The sequence below is a fragment of the Achromobacter sp. UBA2119 genome (genome assembly GCF_002331005.1).
Classification (GTDB): domain Bacteria; phylum Pseudomonadota; class Gammaproteobacteria; order Burkholderiales; family Burkholderiaceae_B; genus Achromobacter; species Achromobacter animicus.
The window spans coordinates 161186-178388 of record NZ_DCYD01000015.1; the positions used below are offsets into that span (position 1 = coordinate 161186).

A 17203-nucleotide genomic window follows, 5' to 3' on the forward strand; every position below is an offset into this window, starting at 1 on the left:
CTTCAGGCGTTCGGGAAGGGGAAGGGGCCGGCCTTGACGAAGGCGCCGCCCTGATAACGCGCCGCGGGATCGTCCGCGGCCAGCGGGGGCTGCGCCTCGACCTGCGCGCGGAACCGCTCTGAGGAATCCTTGGGCGCAAACCCCAGCACGGCCGCGCCGCTGTTGTCCCACCAGCTGTCGCGGTTGGCCGACACGCCATACACGATGAGGTGGCCGACTTCGGGGGTGAAAAGGGATCGGATGACCAGATCGGTCAGGTCGTCGTGGCTGAGCCAGGTGACCAGCATGCGCCGGTCCTTGGGTTCGGGAAACGATGAACCGATGCGCAGGCAGACGGTCTGGATGCCGTAACGGTCGAAGTAGAAGCGCGACAGGTTTTCGCCGTAGGCCTTGCTCAGGCCGTAATAGCCGTCCGGTCGCAGCGGCACGTCGGCGTCCAGGGTCTGTCCCTGTTCATAAAAGCCGATGACGTGGTTGGAGCTGGCAAACACCACGCGCCGCACGCCGTGCAGGCGGGCCGCCTCGTAGACGTTGTAGACGCCCTGGATGTTGGCCGGCAGGATTTCTTCGAAGGGGCGCTCGACCGACACGCCGCCCAGATGCACGATGGCGTCGGTGCCGCGCACCAGTTCCGACACGGCGGACGCGTCGGCCAGATTGCATTGCACGACCTCTTCGCCGTCTTGTGCGGGGGCCATCGCCGCCACGTCCGAGACGCGCAGGATGTCCGCATGAGCTTTCAATCGGGGACGCAGTACCAGGCCCAGGTTGCCGGCGGCGCCGGTCAATAACAAACGATGACACCGAAGGGATTCAGGCATGTTGTTGACAGCTCGGCTCATGACGCAACGCTCTGTGAATGGCGCGGTGGAGTGGACTTGTCTGGTACGTTATCGTACAACTGTCGCAAAGTATAATGAACGCCATTTTTCAGCGTCAAGCGCTGCGCAACCGCTTCCGGATAATCCCTGATGAACGCTCCCGCCGATACCCCTGTTTTGCCGCAGCGTCGTCCCCGCAACCTGGCGCAAGGCCTGGTTGAAAATATTTCCGAACGCATCCGCAGCGGCGAAATCCGCCCGGGCGACAAGCTTCCCACCGAGTCCGCCATCATGCGTCAGTTCGGCGTAAGCCGCACCGTCGTGCGCGAGGCGCTGTCGCGTCTGCAGGCCTCGGGTCTGGTCGAAACGCATCACGGCGTGGGCACGTATGCGCTGGAGCCCAGCGGCGGCGGCGACTTCCGCGTCGACCCGGCCGACATCGCCACCGTGCGCGACGTGCTGGTGCTGCTGGAACTGCGCATCTGCCTGGAAAGCGAGGCCGCCGGGCTGGCTGCCATCCGCCGCAGCGACGAACAATTGCAGGCGATGCGTCGCGCGCTGGATGCCTTCAAACAGGCGCTGGATGCCGGCGGCGACACGATCACGCCGGACTTTCAATTCCATCTGCTGGTGGCCCAATCCACCGACAACCGTTACTTCGCGGACCTCATGGCGCACCTGGGCTCGGCCATCATTCCCCGCACCCGCATCAACTCCGCCAAGTTCGCCCTCGAAGACCGCGCCGCCTATCTGGCGCGCGTGAATCTCGAACACGAAGACATCTACAGCGCAATCACGCGCCAGGACCCCGAGGCCGCCCGCGCCGCCATGCGCACGCACCTGAGCAACAGCCGCGAACGCCTGCGGCGCGCGCAATAGTCATCGTATTGAAGGCGATCTGGTCACGTGTGATGTCGTACAACGTTTGAACCGCCTCGCGCCGCCGTCGATAAGCCCGAAACCGCGTTACTCTTGGCGCGGTTATTTTTTTGGTTCTCGAAACGGCATGGTTCTGCGCGGCACATCAGGCAATACGCATTCTTCGTTGGGACAGGCATGTCCCGTTGCTCGGAGGGTCGCGGCATGCGTCGCCTGACACTTCGATTCATCATCGCCATCCTGGTGCTGCTGACACTGTCGCGGCTGGGATTGGCCTTCTGGATGTGGGACCGCGTCGAAGCGGCCGGGGGCCTCGGGCCACTCCTCTTTGGCGGACTGCGCATCGACGTGTGCCTGCTGTCGATGGTGATCGCGCTGCCGGCGGTGTTTTCGCCGTGGTTCGGTCACCGTCCGCTTGCCGCGCGCATTACCGCGTGGTGGTTCCGCGTGTGGTGGATGCTGTACGTGCTGCTGGAAGTGTCCACCCCGCAATTCATCGCGGAATACGACACCCGGCCCAACCGCCTCTACTTCATCTACCTGCTCAATCCGAAGGAAGTGGGCTCGATGCTGTGGCAGGGCTACAAGGGCGTGCTGCTGGCCGCCTTCGTGGTGCTGGTCCTGGCGGCCTGGCTTGCGGTCAAGCTGTTCCCGACGCGCACGCGCGATCCGTTCATGGGATGGTGGAAGCGGCCTGTCGCATCCTTTGTGATCCTGGCGCTGGTGTTCCTGGGCGCGCGCGGCACGCTCGAGCATCGGCCCATCAATCCCGCCAAGGTGGCCTTCAGCTCGGACGCCATGGTGAACGCGCTGGCGCTCAATTCGCTGTACAGCGTGTTCGACGCGGCCTATCGCATGCGCGACGAACGCTCGTCGGCCGCGATGTATCCCAAGATGGCCGTGGACGAGATGAACGCCATCGTGCGCGAGAAGGCCGGCATGACCGGTGCGCCAATAGATCCGACGCTGCCCAGCCTGCATGAGCAGAAGGCAACCGTGCGGCGTGACAAGCCGCTGAACGTGGTGATCATCCTGCAGGAAAGCCTGGGCGCGCAGTACGTGGGCAGCCTGGGGGGCCGCGACCTCACGCCGAACATCGACCGGCTGGGCAAGGAAGGCTGGATGTTCCACCGCGCCTACGCCACCGGCACGCGCTCGGTGCGCGGCATCGAAGCCGTCACCGCGGGCTTTCTGCCCAGCGTGGCCGATGCCGTGGTCAAGCTGCCGCGTTCGCAGACGGGCTTTTTCACACTGGCGCAGTTGCTGGGCAAGCACGGCTATCACTCGCGCTTCGTGTATGGCGGCGAGTCCCACTTCGACAACATGCGCGCCTTCTTCCTGGGCAACGGCTTTGACGAGATCGTGGACCGGCCCAAGTTCGTCGACCCCGTGTTCGAGGGATCGTGGGGCGCCTCGGATGAAGACATGTTCAATCAGGTCGACCGCCTGCTGCGCGCGGATGGCGACAAGCCGGTGTTCACGCTGGCGTTCTCGGTGACCAACCATTCGCCGTGGGAATACCCGCCCGGGCGCATCCAGCCCGTGGGCGATCCGGCCACGGTGGACAACACGGTGCGCTATGCGGACTGGGCGCTGGGCCAGTTCTTCGACAAGGCTCGCAAGGCGCCGTATTGGGACAACACGGTGTTCCTGGTCATCGCCGACCACGACTCGCGCGTGTACGGCTCCATTCCCGTGCCGGTACGGCATTTCCAGATTCCGGCGCTGATCCTGGGCGCGGGCATCGCGCCGCGGCAGGACGATCGGCTGGTCAGCCAGATCGACATGGCGCCGACGCTGCTGTCCTTGATCGGCCTGGATAATGTGAACCCCATGCTGGGCGCCGACCTGACGCAGCGCGATCCGAACCGCGCGATGATGCAATACGCGGACAACTTCGGTTATCTGAAAGGCGATCAACTGCTGGTGCTGGAGCCTTCCAAGGCGCCGCGCCAGTTCCGTTACGGGGCCGCGCCGGTGGGACAGGACGAGACGTATGCGCCGGTCGAGCCGGCGGATCCCGCGCTGACGCAGGAGGCGTTGGCGCACGCGTTGTGGGCAAGCTGGGCGTATCGCGAAGAGAAGTACCGGCTGCCGTGACGCATATGACGACCAAGGCGGCCCCCCCGGCCGCCTGCCTTGATCCTGCTCAATCCGCATTCCGCGGGCCAATAGCACACTGGCGCCCATGACAACGCCCAACACGTCCTCGGGAGCCTCCCGCCCCGCATCTCCGGCGCTTTCCAGTGTCCAACACGCCGCGCAGCGCCAGCGTCCCCGTATGGCGATTCCCGTGCCGCGTGGCCGTTTTGCCTGGATCACCGGTGTCATCAGCTCGGTCTGGCTGGCCGCCAACACACTGTTCTGGTGCCTGCTGCTGTTTCCGGTCTCGCTGCTGAAGCTGGCGTTGCCTTTTGCCGCAGTCAGGCGCCGCATCGATCCCATTCTGAATAGCATCGCCACCGCGTGGGTGGCGTGCAATTCCGGCTGGTTCGTACGCATCCAGCCGCAGGCCTGGGACATCCAGGGCAACAAGGACTTGCGCTATGCCGACTGGTATCTGGTCAACTGCAACCATCAGTCGTGGGTCGACATCTTCGTGCTGCAGTACTCGCTGAACCGACGCATTCCGCTGCTCAAGTTCTTCCTCAAACAGCAGCTCATCTACGTGCCGGTCATCGGCCTGGCGTGGTGGGCGCTGGACTTCCCCTTCATGAAACGGCACGGCAAGGCGGCCCTGCGCAAGAACCCCGACCTGGGGCGCCAGGACCAGGAGGCCGCGCGGCGCGCCTGCGCCAAGTTTTCGCTGGTGCCCACCAGCGTGATGCTGTTTGCCGAAGGCACGCGTTTCAGCCAAGCCAAGCGCGCGGCGCAGAACTCGCCTTACCGCCATCTGCTCAAGCCCAAGGCGGGCGGTTTGGCGGTGTCGTTGAATGCGATGGGGGCGCAGTTCCGGTCGATGATCGACGTCACCATCGCCTATCCGGATGGCGCGCCGAGCTTCTGGGATTTCGCCTGCGGACGCGCAGGACAAGTGCTGGTGCGCATGCGGCAATTGCCGGTGCCGCCGGCGTTCTGCGAAGCCGATTACTCGCGCGACAAGGCGTTTCGCACCACGTTCCACCAGTGGCTTGGGCAGCAATGGCAGGCCAAGGACGACGAGATCGAGGCGCTGGTGGCGCGCCCGGGGGCGCCGGGTGCGGGGGCGTCAGATGCGGGATCGCCGGTCGCGGGATCGCCCGCCGCCGGGTCGCCGGCCGCGGGGTCGCCGGCCGTCACAAACCCGCCCGTCAACTAAATAAAAAAAGCCACGCAGCGGTCGCGCCGCTGCGTGGCTTTGTCCATGCCGCCTGAGCGTCAGACGCGCGCGGGCAGCACCACGCCCGAGCACTCGCCGAAGCCGATACGCGGATAGCCCGCCTTCACGCATTCGGCGCGGATGATGATCTGGTCGCCGTCCTGCAGGAAGGTGCGCTTCTCGCCCCACGGCAGTTCGATCGGCGCCTTGCCGCCATTGCTCAGTTCCAGCAGCGACCCCGCTTCCGAAGGCTGCGGGCCGGACAGCGTGCCGGTGCCCAGCATGTCGCCCGGCTGCAGGTTGCAGCCATTGACCGTGTGATGCGTGATGAGCTGCGCAACGTTCCAGTAGGCGTCGCGGAAATTGCTGCTGGACAGCTTCACCGGCGGCTTGCTGTCGGCGCGCGATTGTTCGGTGGTCATCAGCACCTGCATTTGGACGTCATACGCGCCCTTGGCCCGATTGGCGTCGGAGGCCAGGTAAGGCATCGGCTGCGGCTCGCCCGCGCCACGGGTCCATTGCGTGCGGAACGGCTCCAGCGCTTCCATCGTGACGATCCACGGCGAGATCGTGGACGCGAAGTTCTTGGACAGGAAGGGGCCGAGCGGCTGGTATTCCCAGGCCTGGATGTCGCGCGCCGACCAATCGTTCAGGATGCACAGGCCGAACACGTGCGAATCCGCGTCGGCCAGCGTGATGCGTTCGCCCTGCGCGTTGCCGGTGCCCACGAAAATGCCCAGCTCCAGTTCATAGTCCAGACGCGCGCAGGGGCCAAATTGCGGCGCTTCGCCTTCGTTGGCGGGACGCGTCTGGCCGACCGGGCGCGGGAATTTCTGGTCCACGCCAATGCTGGAGGCGCGGCCGTGATAGCCGATCGGCACCCACTTGTAGTTGGGCAGCAGGGGGGTGTCGGGACGGAACTGCTTGCCCACGGCGGTGGCGTGATGCACCGAGATATAGAAGTCGGTGTAGTCGCCGATGCGGGCGGGCGTGGTGTATTCGGCGTCGGCCTGCGCGACCAGCAGCGGTTCCACCGTGGCGCGCAGGGCGGCGCCTTCACGCAGCGCGCGCGACAGGGCCAGGCGCAGCGCGCTCCAGTGCGATTGGCCCAGGGCCATCAGCGCATTCAGGCTGTCGGTGGCGCAGGCGGCCAGGGCATCCGCGGCCAGGCCTTCGAACGGCTGCTTGCCGGCCAGCGCGGCCAGGTCCAGGATCTGGTCGCCGATGGCCACGCCGGGGCGGAAGGATTCCTGCGAGCCCTTGCGGCGGAATGCGCCGTAGGGCAGGTTCTGCACGGGGAAATCCGACGTGTCCGAATTGGCGCTGGCGACCCAGCTCTTCAAGGACGGGTCGTGGGTTTCGTTGATCGTGGTGGTCATGGCTGCGTGTCTCGGTCAGTGTGGTTATGGGGGGCTGGCCGGGCGCTCGAGCGGTTCGTGCGCCGGATGAATCAAACGCCAAACGGCGATGCGCTGTTCGCGCATCGCCGCCGGCAACAAAGGTTGACGCGGTCGCGTCACGCCTTCCTGGGATCGAAGTGCTTTGCGATGCCCTGCCAGCACCGGTAGTAATCGCCCTGCAATTCTACCGACGCCAGCGCCTGCTCCGTCGGGCGGATCACGCGGCGGGTCTCGAACATGAACGCCATCGTGTCGCGGATGTAATGCGCCTTGCTGGTGTCCGCGTGCGACGCCTTTTCAAACGTTTCGGCGTCGGGGCCGTGGCCGCTCATGCAGTTGTGCAGGCTGGCGCCGCCGGGCGCGAACCCGTCGGCCTTGGCGTCGTACACGCCCTGGATCAGGCCCATGAATTCGCTGGCGATGTTGCGATGGAACCAGGGCGGACGGAACGTGTTCTCCATGGCCAGGACGCGCGGCGGGAAGATGGCGAAGTCCATGTTGGCCGTGCCCGGGGTGTCCGACGGCGCCGTCAGCACCGTGAAGATCGAGGGATCGGGGTGGTCGAAGCTGATCGATCCGATGGTGTTGAAGTGGCGCAGGTCGTACTTGTAGGGGGCGTGCGTGCCATGCCAGGCCACCACGTTCAGCGGCGAATGGTCGATCGCGGCACGCCAGAAGCCGCCTGTGAACTTGGCGATCAGTTCAAAGTCGCCGTCCACGTCTTCGTACCAGGCCACGGGCGTCTTGAAGTCGCGCGCGTTGGCCAGACAGTTCGAGCCGATGGGACCCAGTTCCGGCAGGCGCAGCGCCGCGCCGAAGTTCTCGAGCATGTAGCCGCGCGCCGTGCCGTCCAGCAGTTCCACGCGGAATCGCACGCCGCGGGGAATGACGGCGATCTCCAGCGGTTCCAGGTCGATAAGACCCAGTTCGGTGGCCAGGCGCAGGCGCCCCTCTTGCGGCACCAGCAGCAGTTCGCCGTCGGCGTTGTAGAAGAAGCGGCCTTGCATCGAGCGGTTGGCGGCATACAGATGGATGCCCACGCCGCCCTGTTCGTCGGGGCCGCCATTGCCGCCCCATGTCTTCACGCCTTCCAGGAAATCCGTGGGGGCATCGGGAATCGGCATCGGGCTCCAGCGCAGCTGGTTCGGCGTGACCGGGCCGTGGCCGAAGGTGCTCAGCCAGCCGGCGGCGCCGCCGAACGCTTCAAAGGGCTTGTGCTGCGCGCCCGGACGGATGCGGTACAGCCACGAGCGGCGGTTTTCCGCGCGCGGCGCCGTGAAGGCGGTCCCGGACAGCTGCTCGGCGTACAGGCCGTAAGGACATTGCTGCGGTGAGTTGCGGCCGGCGGGCAGGGCGCCGGGCAAGGCCTCGGTTGCGCATTCGTTGCCGAAGCCGGACTGATATTGCAGTTCCATGGAATCCTCCTGGGTGGCTGGCGCGGTGCTTGGCCGCGCAGCTTGGTGTGGTGGCGGGACGGGCGCCGCCCGAACCGATGTGCCATTGTCGGAAAAAATCCCTGTTGCGGCTACGGGAATGAAAAAATAGCGACTATAAATTTCGTGAATAGTAGGGGGGCGCCGATGGCCGAACTGCGCGATGTCGATCTGAACCTGTTGCTGCTGTTTCAACACCTGCTGGAGGACCGCAACCTGTCAGCGGTGGCGCGGCGCATGGACCTGTCGCAACCCGCGGTGAGCAATGCGCTGCGGCGCCTGCGCGTGGCATTCGGCGATGAACTCTTCGTGCGCACCGCGCACGGCATGTTGCCGACGCCGCGCGCCCAGCGCCTGGCCGGACCCGTCAGTGAAGCGCTGGGGTTGCTTTCGCAGGCCTTGCAGGACCAGGACGAGTTCGATGCGACGACCAGCACGCGGCGCTTTCGTGTGGCCATGACCGACGTCGGCGAAATCCACTTCATGCCGCGCCTCATGGAAGTCTGCGTGCAGAAGGCGCCGCACGTGCGCATCGACTCTGTGCGGGTGCTGGGGCCGGATCTGCCGCGCGAGATGGAGTCGGGCAGGGTGGACCTGGCAATCGGCGCGTTCGATGAAATGGGAGCCGGCACGCTGCAGCGGATGCTGTTTCGCCAGGGCTACGCCACGCTCTTCCGCCAGGCGCATCCCACCGCGCATGCGGGCATGGGGATCAAGGCGTTTCGCGCGGAGCGTCATCTGATCGTGTCGCGCGCGGCGCCTTATGGCCAGGTGAATCAGTCGATGGAGCGGGCCGGGGTGGACCTGGCCGAGCATTTCAGCGTGCCGCATTTCTCCGCGGTGCCCTATATCGTCAGCGCGACGGATCTGCTGGCGACCGTGCCGGAGAAACTGGCGGCCAGCGCCGCCGCACCGTTCGGCCTGCGCTTCATGACCCCGCCGCTGAAAGTGCCCGCGCTGCAGACCAACATGTACTGGCAGCGCAGGGTGGATCGCGACGGCGGCAATCAGTGGCTGCGCGCGTTGATCGTCAACACCTTCGCGGTGGGCTCATGAAGGTCCACGCGGCGCGTTGACGCCGACGCGGACCCGCGCCGCTTGAATCGGACGCCTTGTCTTGAATTGCCGCCTTAAACCGCCTGCGTCACGGACGCGCGCGCATGTTGCAGCGCTTCCTTCAGCAGGGGCAGGTCGCCCAGGTGGTTCGCCAGCAGCAGGATCAGCGCCGCATTCAGCTCCTGGCTCTGCTCGTTCGTCAGGTCGCGATGGGCGTCGATCAGCGCTTCATAGAAGTCGTCCGGCGCGCTCAGGTTGGTTTCGGTGATAAGCATGGTGACAACCTCTGGAATCACGCGCGGCCCGTTGCGCGCTGAACGGCGGCGGCAACGGCGTCGGGATTGAAAACGCGCCAGCGCGCGGCGATGTGCTGGTCGGGGCGGATCAGGTAGGCGGTGCCGTCCTGCGCGTCGTAGCGCTTGGCCAAGCAGCCTTCGCTGTCGCGCACCACGGGCACGTCCGCGGCCACGGCGGACAGGTCGCACTGCATATCGGCCACCAGCACGGCTTTGACGGGCACCGGCGCCATCCGCAGCGCCTGCAACGCCATCAGCGTGTCGCGGCCAGGCAGCGCACCGCCGCAGAACACCGCCAGCACGAACTCGCCATCCAGTTGCGACAGCCACCAGCCCGCTTCGCCCTGAACCTGCAACGGCGCATCCAGCGCCACCGCGCCCGGCATCATGCGGCCGGTGAAGGCGTCGGCATCCGGCGTGTTCAGGGGCGATCCGGCGTACGTGGCCGGCAGCGAAAGCCGCCCACTGTTCACGAGCGATCGCGCAAATGGGTGGTCTTTCGCCAGGTTCAGCACTGCGTTGCGGAAGCTGCGGCTGATGTCGCTCTTGGGCGTAATGAAGTCGGTGGCGCGCGACGAGTTCAGGATGTTCTCGTCGGCCGCGAATTCACGCTCGGCGCTGTAGCTGTCGATCAACGTATCGGGTGCCAGGCCGGCCACGACAAGCTTGAGCTTCCACGCCAGGTTCTCGGCATCCTGCACGCCGCTGTTGGCGCCGCGCGCACCGAACGGCGACACGCGATGCGCGGAGTCGCCCGCGAACACGATGCGGCCGTGGCGGAACTTGTCCATGCGTTCGCACGCAAACGTGTAGACGCTGACCCATTCCAGTTCGAACTGCGCATCCGGACCCAGCAGCGCCCGGATGCGCGGCAGCACGTTCTCGGGCTTGACCGCTTCAACGGGGTCGGCGTTCCAGCCGAGCTGGAAATCGATGCGCCAGACGTTGTCGGGCTGCCGGTGCAGCAGCACGGATTGATTCGGGTGAAAGGGCGGATCGAACCAGAACCAGCGTTCGGACGGAAAATCCGCGGTCATCTTGACGTCGGCGATCAGGAAGCGGTCGCGGAAGATGCGGCCGTGGCTTTCCTGGCCGATCAGCTTGCGCACCGGCGATCGTGCGCCGTCGCAGGCGATCAGCCAATCGGCATGCAGCGTGTAGGGGCCTTCGGGCGTTTCGACGGTCAGCGTCACGCCGTCATTGCCCTGCATGACGCCGGCGACCTTGTTCTTCCAGCGCAGCTCGATGTTGGGCTGCTGGCGGGCCTGCTCGTATAGATAGCCTTCGGCGTAGTACTGCTGCAGATTGATGAATGCCGGCCGGCGGTGGCCGGGTTCGGGCAGCAGGTCGAAGCGCCAGACCTCCTGCTCGCGGAAGAAAATCTTGCCGACGTTCCACGACACGCCCTTGTCGATCATGCGCTGGCCAACGCCCAGGCGATCCCAGATTTCAAGCGTGCGCTTGGAAAAGCAGATGGCGCGCGACCCTGTGGACAAGCGGTAGTCGTCGTCCAGCACCACCACGCGCACGCCCTGGCGCGCCAGGTCCAGCGCCGTAGTCAGGCCGACGGGGCCGGCGCCCACCACCACGACCTGATGGCGCGCCGGGTCGGCCGCCGTCTGGTCCGCGTGCTTTTCATAGGCGAACTCCATCGCCTGAAAGTCGATGTCTCCCACGGTTGTCTCCTGTGTGGGTCATTTTTTTATTTATGCGGACACGCTGCGCCGCAAGGGCCGCGCGTGTCCGGTTCTTGCTTGTCAGGTCAGGGATAGGGTCAGCCTTCCAGCTGGGCCCACATCTCCAGGTCGCGCTTGTCCGTCCAGATGCGCGGATGCGTGTGGCCCGAGGCCTCGTCATAGGCGCGCGACACGTCAAACGGCATGCAGTGGTCGAAGATGACCCAGTCGCTGTAGCGCGGCTTCATGAAGTCGTAGACCTCGCGGTAGATCGTCTTCAGGTCCTTGCCCTCGGACACGCCGCGGTTCACGGCGCCGTACAGGTCCGTCAGGAAGGCGCGTGTGCCGGCCAGGCCCTGGCGCACTTCGGTGGCGTTCTTGAGCGCCGGGCCGCGGCCGGGCACCATCTTCTCGGCTTCAAAGCCCGACAGTGCGTCCAGCGTGGTGGGCCAGTCGCGGAAGTAGGCGTCGCCGCAGTAGGGCGTGGACTGGTATTCGACCAGGTCGCCCGCGAACAGGATCTTCTGCTCGGGCAGCCAGGCGATGGTGTCGCCCTTGGTGTGGCCGCGGCCGACCTGCAGCAGCTTGACTTCCAGGTTGCCCAGGTTGACCGTCATTTCGCCCTTGAACGTCATGGTCGGCCAGACGAGACCCGGCGGAATCGATTCGGCGTTGCGGAACAGGCGGGGGAAACGGCCGATTTCGCTGGCCTTGTCCTGTTCGCCGCGTTCGGCGATCAGGTCGTAGGTGTCGCGGCTGGCCAGGATTTCCTGGGCGTTGTAGGCCGACGCACCGAACACGCGCACGGCGTGGTAGTGCGACAGCAGGATGTATTTGATGGGCTTGTCGGTGACTTCGCGGATGCGGCGGATCACGTCCTGGGCCATGACGGGGGTGGCCTGGGTGTCGATCACCATGACGGCCTCGTCGCCGATGATCACACCCGTGTTGGGGTCGCCTTCGGCGGTGTAGGCATAGGCGTTGTCGGACAGTTTTTCGAACGAGACGACCTTGTCGTCCATGTCCGCGTGCGAGGCGAATTGCTTGCTCATGGAGGCTCCTTCCACTTTTATAGGAATAGGGTGTGTGGAAGGAAATATAGTCCCGCGTTAGTTTTCGTGCAATACGTTTGCTATAAACGAATTCCCGAGTTGTAACGGCGATTTCCCCAGGCGCGGTGGGCCGGTCCGGGTCAATTCCGCTGGCATTTTGGGCAGTAGTAAGTGGCCCGCTGTCCCTGGACGAAACGGCGGATGGGGGTGGCGCAGACCCGGCAGGGCAGGCCTTCGCGTTCGTACACGGCCGCGTGGATCTCGAAATAGGCCCCCGGCTCGCCGCTGGCGCCCACGTAGTCGCGCAGCGTGCTGCCGCCGGAGGTCAGTGCGTCGGCCAGCGTGGCGCGCACCATGTCTGCCAGCCGCTCGCAGCGGGCCAGCGACAGCTTGTTTGCGGGCGTCTTGGGATTGATCCGGGCGCGGAACAGGCTTTCGGACGCATAGATATTGCCCACGCCGACCACCGCCATACCGGCCAGCAGCACCTGCTTGATGGCGGCGGAATGGTTCTGGAAATGCCGGTGCAGCCAGGCCCCGTCGAACCGCGGATCGAAGGGTTCGATGCCCAGCTTGGCCAGCAACGGGTGCGCCTCGATGGGCCCCGCTTCGGCGTCGTGCCACAGCACCGCGCCGAAGCGCCGCGGATCGTGCAGGCGCAGGACTGCGCCGTCGAAGATCCATTCGACATGATCGTGCTTGCGCAGGAATTCACCGGGCGCCACGCTGCGCAGCGAGCCCGACATGCCCAGATGCACGATCTGGGTGCCATGTTCGAAGCGCAGGAGCAGGTACTTGCCGCGCCGCGCGCATTCCAGCACTGTGCGTCCGCCGATCAGGGACGGCAGCTCCGGCGGGATGGGCCAACGCATGCGGGGTTCGTGAACGACCAGTCGCGAGAGCGTCTGGCCGGTGATGATGGCGTCGATTCCTCGGCGCGTGGTTTCGACTTCAGGCAGTTCCGGCATGAGCCAGTGTAAGATCATCAATTGCGTGTACGAAGATTGTGCCATCAACCGGACGGGCCGCGTGAAGTCGTCTTTTAAACAAATGAATATCGGGATCGCCGCGTTGGGGCTTGCGCTGGCAGCAATCATGGCCCCGCCGGCCCAGGCCGCCGACGGCCGGACGCGTGACGCGACGGGCCCCCGGATGGCCCCCCAAAGCCGCCAGCCTGAAACCGAAGTCATCCGCCTGCGCCCAGGTCAACTGCCTTATGTGTCGCTGACCGGCGATATCTTCTACCGCGTACTGGCTTCCGAAATCGCCGCCCAGCGGGGCATGTACGGCACCGCCGCCACCACCATGGTCGGTCTGGCCCGTGACACCGGCGATCCCCGTCTTGCCCGCCGCGGCCTTGAATTCCAGCTTGCCGGCGGCAACCTGCCCGGCGCGCTGGACGCGGCCCGCGTCTGGGCCCGCCTGGCGCCCAACGACGTCGAAGCCAGCTCCACCGAACTGGCGCTGGCGGCCGCCAATGGCCAGACCAAGGGCCTGGCCCAGGCGCTGCGCAAACGCATCGATTCCTCGCGCGACAAGCCCGCCGCCATCGGCCAGGCGCTTGCCGTGCTCAGCCGCCTGAACGACCGGCGCCTGGCGCTGCGCATCCTGGACGAATCCCTGAGCGACAGCGTGCGCAAGCTGCCGGCCGCCCATCTGGCGCTGGCCGATGTGGCCTCCGCCGCCGGCGACTACGAACGTGCCGCGCAGGAATCCCGCGCCGCGCTGGCCGCCGATCCCAAATCCGAAGGCGCCGCCCAACGCGTGCTGGAGTACGGTTCCAAGGTCGACCCCAAGCGCGCGCAGACTGAAGCCCGCACTTTCATCAACCGCAATCCGGGCGCCCGCAAGGTGCGCCTGATGCTGGCCGGTCAACTGGCCGACAGCGGCGACTACGACGCCGCGCTGGCCGAACTGCAAGCCATGTCGCGCCGGTCGCCTGAAGACTTCGACCTGCTCTTCATGCAGGCGCAACTGGCGTACAAGTCCGGGCAGCTTCCGCAGGCCAAGACCTTGCTGCAGCAGTATCTGGACGTCCAGAACCAGCGCCAGCGGGCCACGGTCCCGGGCGCCACCGACGCCGGCGCCGCCGCCGCCGATGCCCACGTGCTGCTGGCGCGCATCGCCGAAGACCAGGGCCAATACGACGAAGCCATCGCCGAACTCGGCCGCATCGATGACCCCACGCTGCGCTATTCCGTGCGCATGCGCCAGGCTGCGCTGCGCGCAAAGAGCGGCCGCGTGGATGACGCGCTGGCCATGATCGACTCGGCCGGCCCGCAGGACGAAGAAGAGCGCGCCCTGGGCGCGCTGACCAAGGCGCAGATCCTGCGCGACGCCGACCGCATCGGCCAGGCGGTCACCGCCCTGGAAGTCGCCGACCAGGCGCTGCCGGACACGGTCGAAATCAAGTACGAACTGGCGATGCTGTACGAACGCCAGAACCGCCTGGCTGACCTGGAGCGCATGCTGCGTCAGGTCATCGCGCTGGATCCGGACCACGCCCATGCGTACAACGCGCTGGGCTACACGCTGGCGGACCACAACCAGCGCCTGCCCGAGGCCCTGGACCTGATCACGCAGGCGCTGGAGTTGTCGCCCAACGATCCGTTCATTCTCGACAGCATGGGCTGGGTCAAATTCCGCATGGGCGACACCACCGCCGCCGCGGATTATCTGCGCCGCGCCTACAGCGTGCGTCCCGAAGCCGACATCGCCGCGCATCTGGCCGAGGTGCTTTGGGCGCAAGGCAAGCGCGATCAGGCCATGGACCTGCTGCGCGCGGCCCTGCAGAAAGATCCCAAGAACAAGACGGTTCAGGACGTCGTGAAGCGTCTGGGGGTCAGCCTGTGACGGCAGTATTTACAGGATTGCGCGGCGCCGCGGCCAGCGTGCGCTGGATGGCAATGGCGCTGTTGGCCTTCACCCTGGCGGCATGCACGTCCTTGCCCAAGCCGATCGAAGGCGCCAGCGCCGATGCGTTTTCCCGCATCGGGCGCTTTGCCATTACCGTCAACGAAGAAAGCGGCAAGCAAAACGCGGTGCAGGGCGGTTTTTCGTGGTCCGACGATGGCCGCCGTTATGTGCTGGACCTGACCAACCCGCTGGGCTCGACCGAAGCCCGCGTGGAAGGCACCCCCGGCGCCGCCAGCCTCACCAAGGCAGACGGCACCCGGCTGGTCGCCGACAACCCGGATGCGCTTGCCGAAGACGCACTGGGCAGCAGCATGCCGGTGTCCGGATTGCGCGACTGGCTGCGCGGCAAGGTGCCCGCAGACCCCGAGGCCACCGACGTCACCCGTGACGAACTGGGCCGCCCCGTGGCATTCGAACAGGGCGGCTGGCGCGCCAAGCTTTCCCGCTACGACGAGAAAGGCCCGCAACTGCTGGTGCTGGAGCGCCAGGAACCCGGACGCCGCATCCTCGTTCGGCTGGTCGTCAACCAGTCGTGAGCGCGCGCGGCGTCAGGCGCCGCGCTGGGCGATTCGGGTAAACCCTTATCACATCGCCTTGATTCCAATCAAGCGAATAACCGCCGCAAATCCGGGCGTGTTACCGCTTGAAATATATTGACTTCACTGAATAATTCTCCCTACCCGCGCCCGGTTCGTGCGCGGCGCAGCAATTCGGGGTCGACGCTCGTCTGCCGCCACCCTTTTGGAGAATGGCCAATGTTCAGGAACACACGCATCGCGACGGTGCTATTGGGAATCATCGCGATATTTTTCACCTTCCAGTTGGTGATTGGCGGCATGGGCTTCGTTGCCCTGCGGCAGACCAACCACGATGTCGAGCAGCTTTATCGCCTGTCGGCGCAACAGGTCAATGCGGTCAATTCCGCGTCGCTGTCGCTCGTTGCGGCCCGCACGGACCTGAGCCGCTACGCCACGCGCGTCGCGCAGGGCAATACCGACGACAAGAGCTCGCTCCAGGCCGCGCGCCAGCGCATCGTGTCCGCCGATCGCGCCTTCCAAGGGTTCTCCGGCAGCCTGTCCGCCGAGGAAAAGGCCGAGTCCGCCGCCATCATCGACGCCTACACCAAGCTCAGCACCAACCTGCAGAACGTGGGCCGCGTCCTCGAAGCCGGCGACATGGACGCCTACTTCAAGCAGGGTACGCAGGCCGTGCAGGAGCGTCTCGTAAGCGAGCGCGACGCCTTCGTGCTGCGTGCCGAGAGCACCGGGCAGACGGTCATGGATGAAATCTCCATGTTCCACACGCTGTTCAGTTCGCTGCTGGCCGGCATTCTGGCGCTGGGCCTGTTGATGGCCGTCGGCGCGCATGTGTTGATCCGCCGCATGATCGTGCGTCCGCTGCTGGAAGCGGGCGAAGTCTTCCGCCGCATCGCCGAAGGCGACCTGACGCGCCGCGTGGCGGACATGGGCAAGAACGAAATCGGCGCGCTGATCGGCGCCCTCAAGGCCATGCAGGACAGCCTGGTGCGCACCGTGTCGGCCGTGCGCCGCGGCGTTGACGAGATCAACGTCGGTGCGCGCGAGATTTCTTCGGGCAACACCGATCTGTCCAGCCGAACCGAAGAGCAGGCTGCGTCGCTCGAAGAAACCGCGGCCAGCATGGAAGAGCTGGCCACCACCGTGAAGCAGAATGCCGACACCGCCCGCGAGGCCAATCGCATGGTGGCTGCGTCGCAGGCGGTTGCACAGCGCGGCGGCGAGGCCGTGTCCAGCGTGGTCGAAACCATGCATGCGATTTCGGGCAGCTCGTCGCGCATCGCCGACATCGTGGGCGTGATCGACGGCATTGCTTTCCAGACCAACATCCTGGCGCTCAACGCCGCGGTGGAAGCCGCGCGCGCCGGCGAGCAGGGCAAGGGTTTTGCGGTCGTGGCCAGCGAAGTGCGCACGCTGGCACAGCGCAGCGCCGCCGCCGCCAAGGAAATCAAGCAGCTCATCGAAGACTCCGCGCAGAAGGTCGGTGTGGGTTCGGAGCAGGTTGAAAATGCCGGCGCCACGATGCGCGAGATCGTCGAATCCGTGCAGCGCGTGACCAGCCTGATGGCCGAGATCTCGGCCGCTTCGGAAGAGCAGGCCACCGGCATCGACCAGGTCAACCGCGCGGTGTCGCAGATGGATAGCGTGACGCAGCAGAACGCGGCCTTGGTCGAAGAAGCCGCCGCTGCTGCTGGCGCCCTGGAAGAACAGGCGCGCCAACTGGCCGGCGCCGTGTCGGTGTTCAAGCTGCCGGACGGACAGGTCATCGACGCGCCTGCTGCACGCCTTGGCGGCAGCGTGACGCCGCAGTTGGCGTAAAGGCGCCACGGCGCGCCGGCCC

14 protein-coding genes are annotated in these 17203 nt (G+C 65.9%); 7 read left to right on the plus strand and 7 right to left on the minus strand.

Annotated elements, in window-relative coordinates:
* Positions 1–2: 2 nt before the first annotated feature.
* Entirely contained in the window at positions 3–842 is an 840-nt protein-coding gene (locus B3098_RS15180) for an NAD-dependent epimerase/dehydratase family protein (protein ID WP_279970701.1), read from the minus strand.
* A 129-nt stretch (positions 843–971) separates the two neighbouring features.
* Between B3098_RS15180 and B3098_RS15185 the strand changes: the two genes are divergently transcribed.
* From B3098_RS15185 to B3098_RS15195, 3 genes are all read left to right on the plus strand, one after another.
* Positions 972–1700, plus strand: coding sequence for a FadR/GntR family transcriptional regulator (locus B3098_RS15185; RefSeq protein ID WP_175122529.1), 729 nt, complete (start codon positions 972–974; stop codon positions 1698–1700).
* Between the two features lie 204 nt (positions 1701–1904).
* Positions 1905–3800, plus strand: coding sequence for an LTA synthase family protein (locus B3098_RS15190; protein WP_286897444.1), 1896 nt, complete (start codon positions 1905–1907; stop codon positions 3798–3800).
* Positions 3801–3993: 193 nt separating this feature from the next.
* Positions 3994–4998 (plus strand): acyltransferase, encoded by a 1005-nt coding sequence (locus B3098_RS15195; protein WP_286898171.1) that lies wholly within the window; start codon positions 3994–3996, stop codon positions 4996–4998.
* Positions 4999–5057: 59 nt separating this feature from the next.
* Here the strand turns inward: B3098_RS15195 and fahA are convergent, their stop codons facing one another.
* A complete protein-coding gene (gene fahA, locus B3098_RS15200) occupies positions 5058–6377 on the minus strand; it encodes a fumarylacetoacetase (RefSeq protein WP_286897445.1) in 1320 nt (439 codons plus the stop codon).
* Positions 6378–6514: 137 nt separating this feature from the next.
* Positions 6515–7813 carry a homogentisate 1,2-dioxygenase gene (hmgA, locus tag B3098_RS15205; protein WP_175137519.1) on the minus strand — a complete coding sequence of 433 codons (1299 nt, stop codon included), beginning with the start codon at positions 7811–7813 and terminating at the stop codon, positions 6515–6517.
* Positions 7814–7978: 165 nt separating this feature from the next.
* Between hmgA and B3098_RS15210 the strand changes: the two genes are divergently transcribed.
* On the plus strand, positions 7979–8887 hold the full coding sequence (locus B3098_RS15210; protein ID WP_286897447.1) for a LysR family transcriptional regulator: 909 nt from the start codon (positions 7979–7981) through the stop codon (positions 8885–8887).
* A gap of 74 nt (positions 8888–8961) precedes the next feature.
* Here the strand turns inward: B3098_RS15210 and B3098_RS15215 are convergent, their stop codons facing one another.
* The 4 genes from B3098_RS15215 to mutM all read right to left on the minus strand — a co-directional run bounded on the left by B3098_RS15215 (position 8962) and on the right by mutM (position 12879).
* Complete coding sequence (locus B3098_RS15215; protein WP_175122535.1) at positions 8962–9162, minus strand: DUF2783 domain-containing protein; 201 nt, start codon at positions 9160–9162, stop codon at positions 8962–8964.
* A 17-nt stretch (positions 9163–9179) separates the two neighbouring features.
* A complete protein-coding gene (locus B3098_RS15220) occupies positions 9180–10859 on the minus strand; it encodes an FAD-dependent oxidoreductase (RefSeq protein ID WP_286897449.1) in 1680 nt (559 codons plus the stop codon).
* Positions 10860–10957: 98 nt separating this feature from the next.
* Positions 10958–11911 (minus strand): MBL fold metallo-hydrolase, encoded by a 954-nt coding sequence (locus B3098_RS15225; protein WP_175137521.1) that lies wholly within the window; start codon positions 11909–11911, stop codon positions 10958–10960.
* 140 nt (positions 11912–12051) lie between these two features.
* Positions 12052–12879, minus strand: coding sequence for a bifunctional DNA-formamidopyrimidine glycosylase/DNA-(apurinic or apyrimidinic site) lyase (gene mutM, locus B3098_RS15230; RefSeq protein WP_175122538.1), 828 nt, complete (start codon positions 12877–12879; stop codon positions 12052–12054).
* Between mutM and B3098_RS15235 the strand changes: the two genes are divergently transcribed.
* The 3 genes from B3098_RS15235 to B3098_RS15245 all read left to right on the plus strand — a co-directional run bounded on the left by B3098_RS15235 (position 12878) and on the right by B3098_RS15245 (position 17181).
* Entirely contained in the window at positions 12878–14764 is a 1887-nt protein-coding gene (locus B3098_RS15235; protein ID WP_286897452.1) for a tetratricopeptide repeat protein, read from the plus strand. The two genes, mutM and B3098_RS15235, sit on opposite strands and share 2 nt — an antisense overlap.
* A gap of 47 nt (positions 14765–14811) precedes the next feature.
* A complete protein-coding gene (lolB, locus tag B3098_RS15240; RefSeq protein WP_217467838.1) occupies positions 14812–15363 on the plus strand; it encodes a lipoprotein insertase outer membrane protein LolB in 552 nt (183 codons plus the stop codon).
* Positions 15364–15582: 219 nt separating this feature from the next.
* Entirely contained in the window at positions 15583–17181 is a 1599-nt protein-coding gene (locus tag B3098_RS15245) for a methyl-accepting chemotaxis protein (protein WP_191577961.1), read from the plus strand.
* The last annotated feature ends 22 nt before the right edge of the window (positions 17182–17203 follow it).

Excerpts from the sequence above, each read along its gene's own strand:
- B3098_RS15180 (WP_279970701.1), bottom strand. The coding sequence starts at position 842 with ATGAGCCGAGCTGTCAACAACATGCCTGAATCCCTTCGGTGTCATCGT.
- B3098_RS15185 (WP_175122529.1), top strand. The coding sequence starts at position 972 with ATGAACGCTCCCGCCGATACCCCTGTTTTGCCGCAGCGTCGTCCCCGC.
- B3098_RS15190 (WP_286897444.1), top strand. The coding sequence starts at position 1,905 with ATGCGTCGCCTGACACTTCGATTCATCATCGCCATCCTGGTGCTGCTG.
- fahA (WP_286897445.1), bottom strand. The coding sequence starts at position 6,377 with ATGACCACCACGATCAACGAAACCCACGACCCGTCCTTGAAGAGCTGG.
- hmgA (WP_175137519.1), bottom strand. The coding sequence starts at position 7,813 with ATGGAACTGCAATATCAGTCCGGCTTCGGCAACGAATGCGCAACCGAG.
- B3098_RS15210 (WP_286897447.1), top strand. The coding sequence starts at position 7,979 with ATGGCCGAACTGCGCGATGTCGATCTGAACCTGTTGCTGCTGTTTCAA.
- B3098_RS15215 (WP_175122535.1), bottom strand. The coding sequence starts at position 9,162 with ATGCTTATCACCGAAACCAACCTGAGCGCGCCGGACGACTTCTATGAA.
- B3098_RS15225 (WP_175137521.1), bottom strand. The coding sequence starts at position 11,911 with ATGAGCAAGCAATTCGCCTCGCACGCGGACATGGACGACAAGGTCGTC.
- B3098_RS15235 (WP_286897452.1), top strand. The coding sequence starts at position 12,878 with ATGAGCCAGTGTAAGATCATCAATTGCGTGTACGAAGATTGTGCCATC.
- mutM (WP_175122538.1), bottom strand. The coding sequence starts at position 12,879 with ATGCCGGAACTGCCTGAAGTCGAAACCACGCGCCGAGGAATCGACGCC.
- lolB (WP_217467838.1), top strand. The coding sequence starts at position 14,812 with ATGGCAATGGCGCTGTTGGCCTTCACCCTGGCGGCATGCACGTCCTTG.
- B3098_RS15245 (WP_191577961.1), top strand. The coding sequence starts at position 15,583 with ATGTTCAGGAACACACGCATCGCGACGGTGCTATTGGGAATCATCGCG.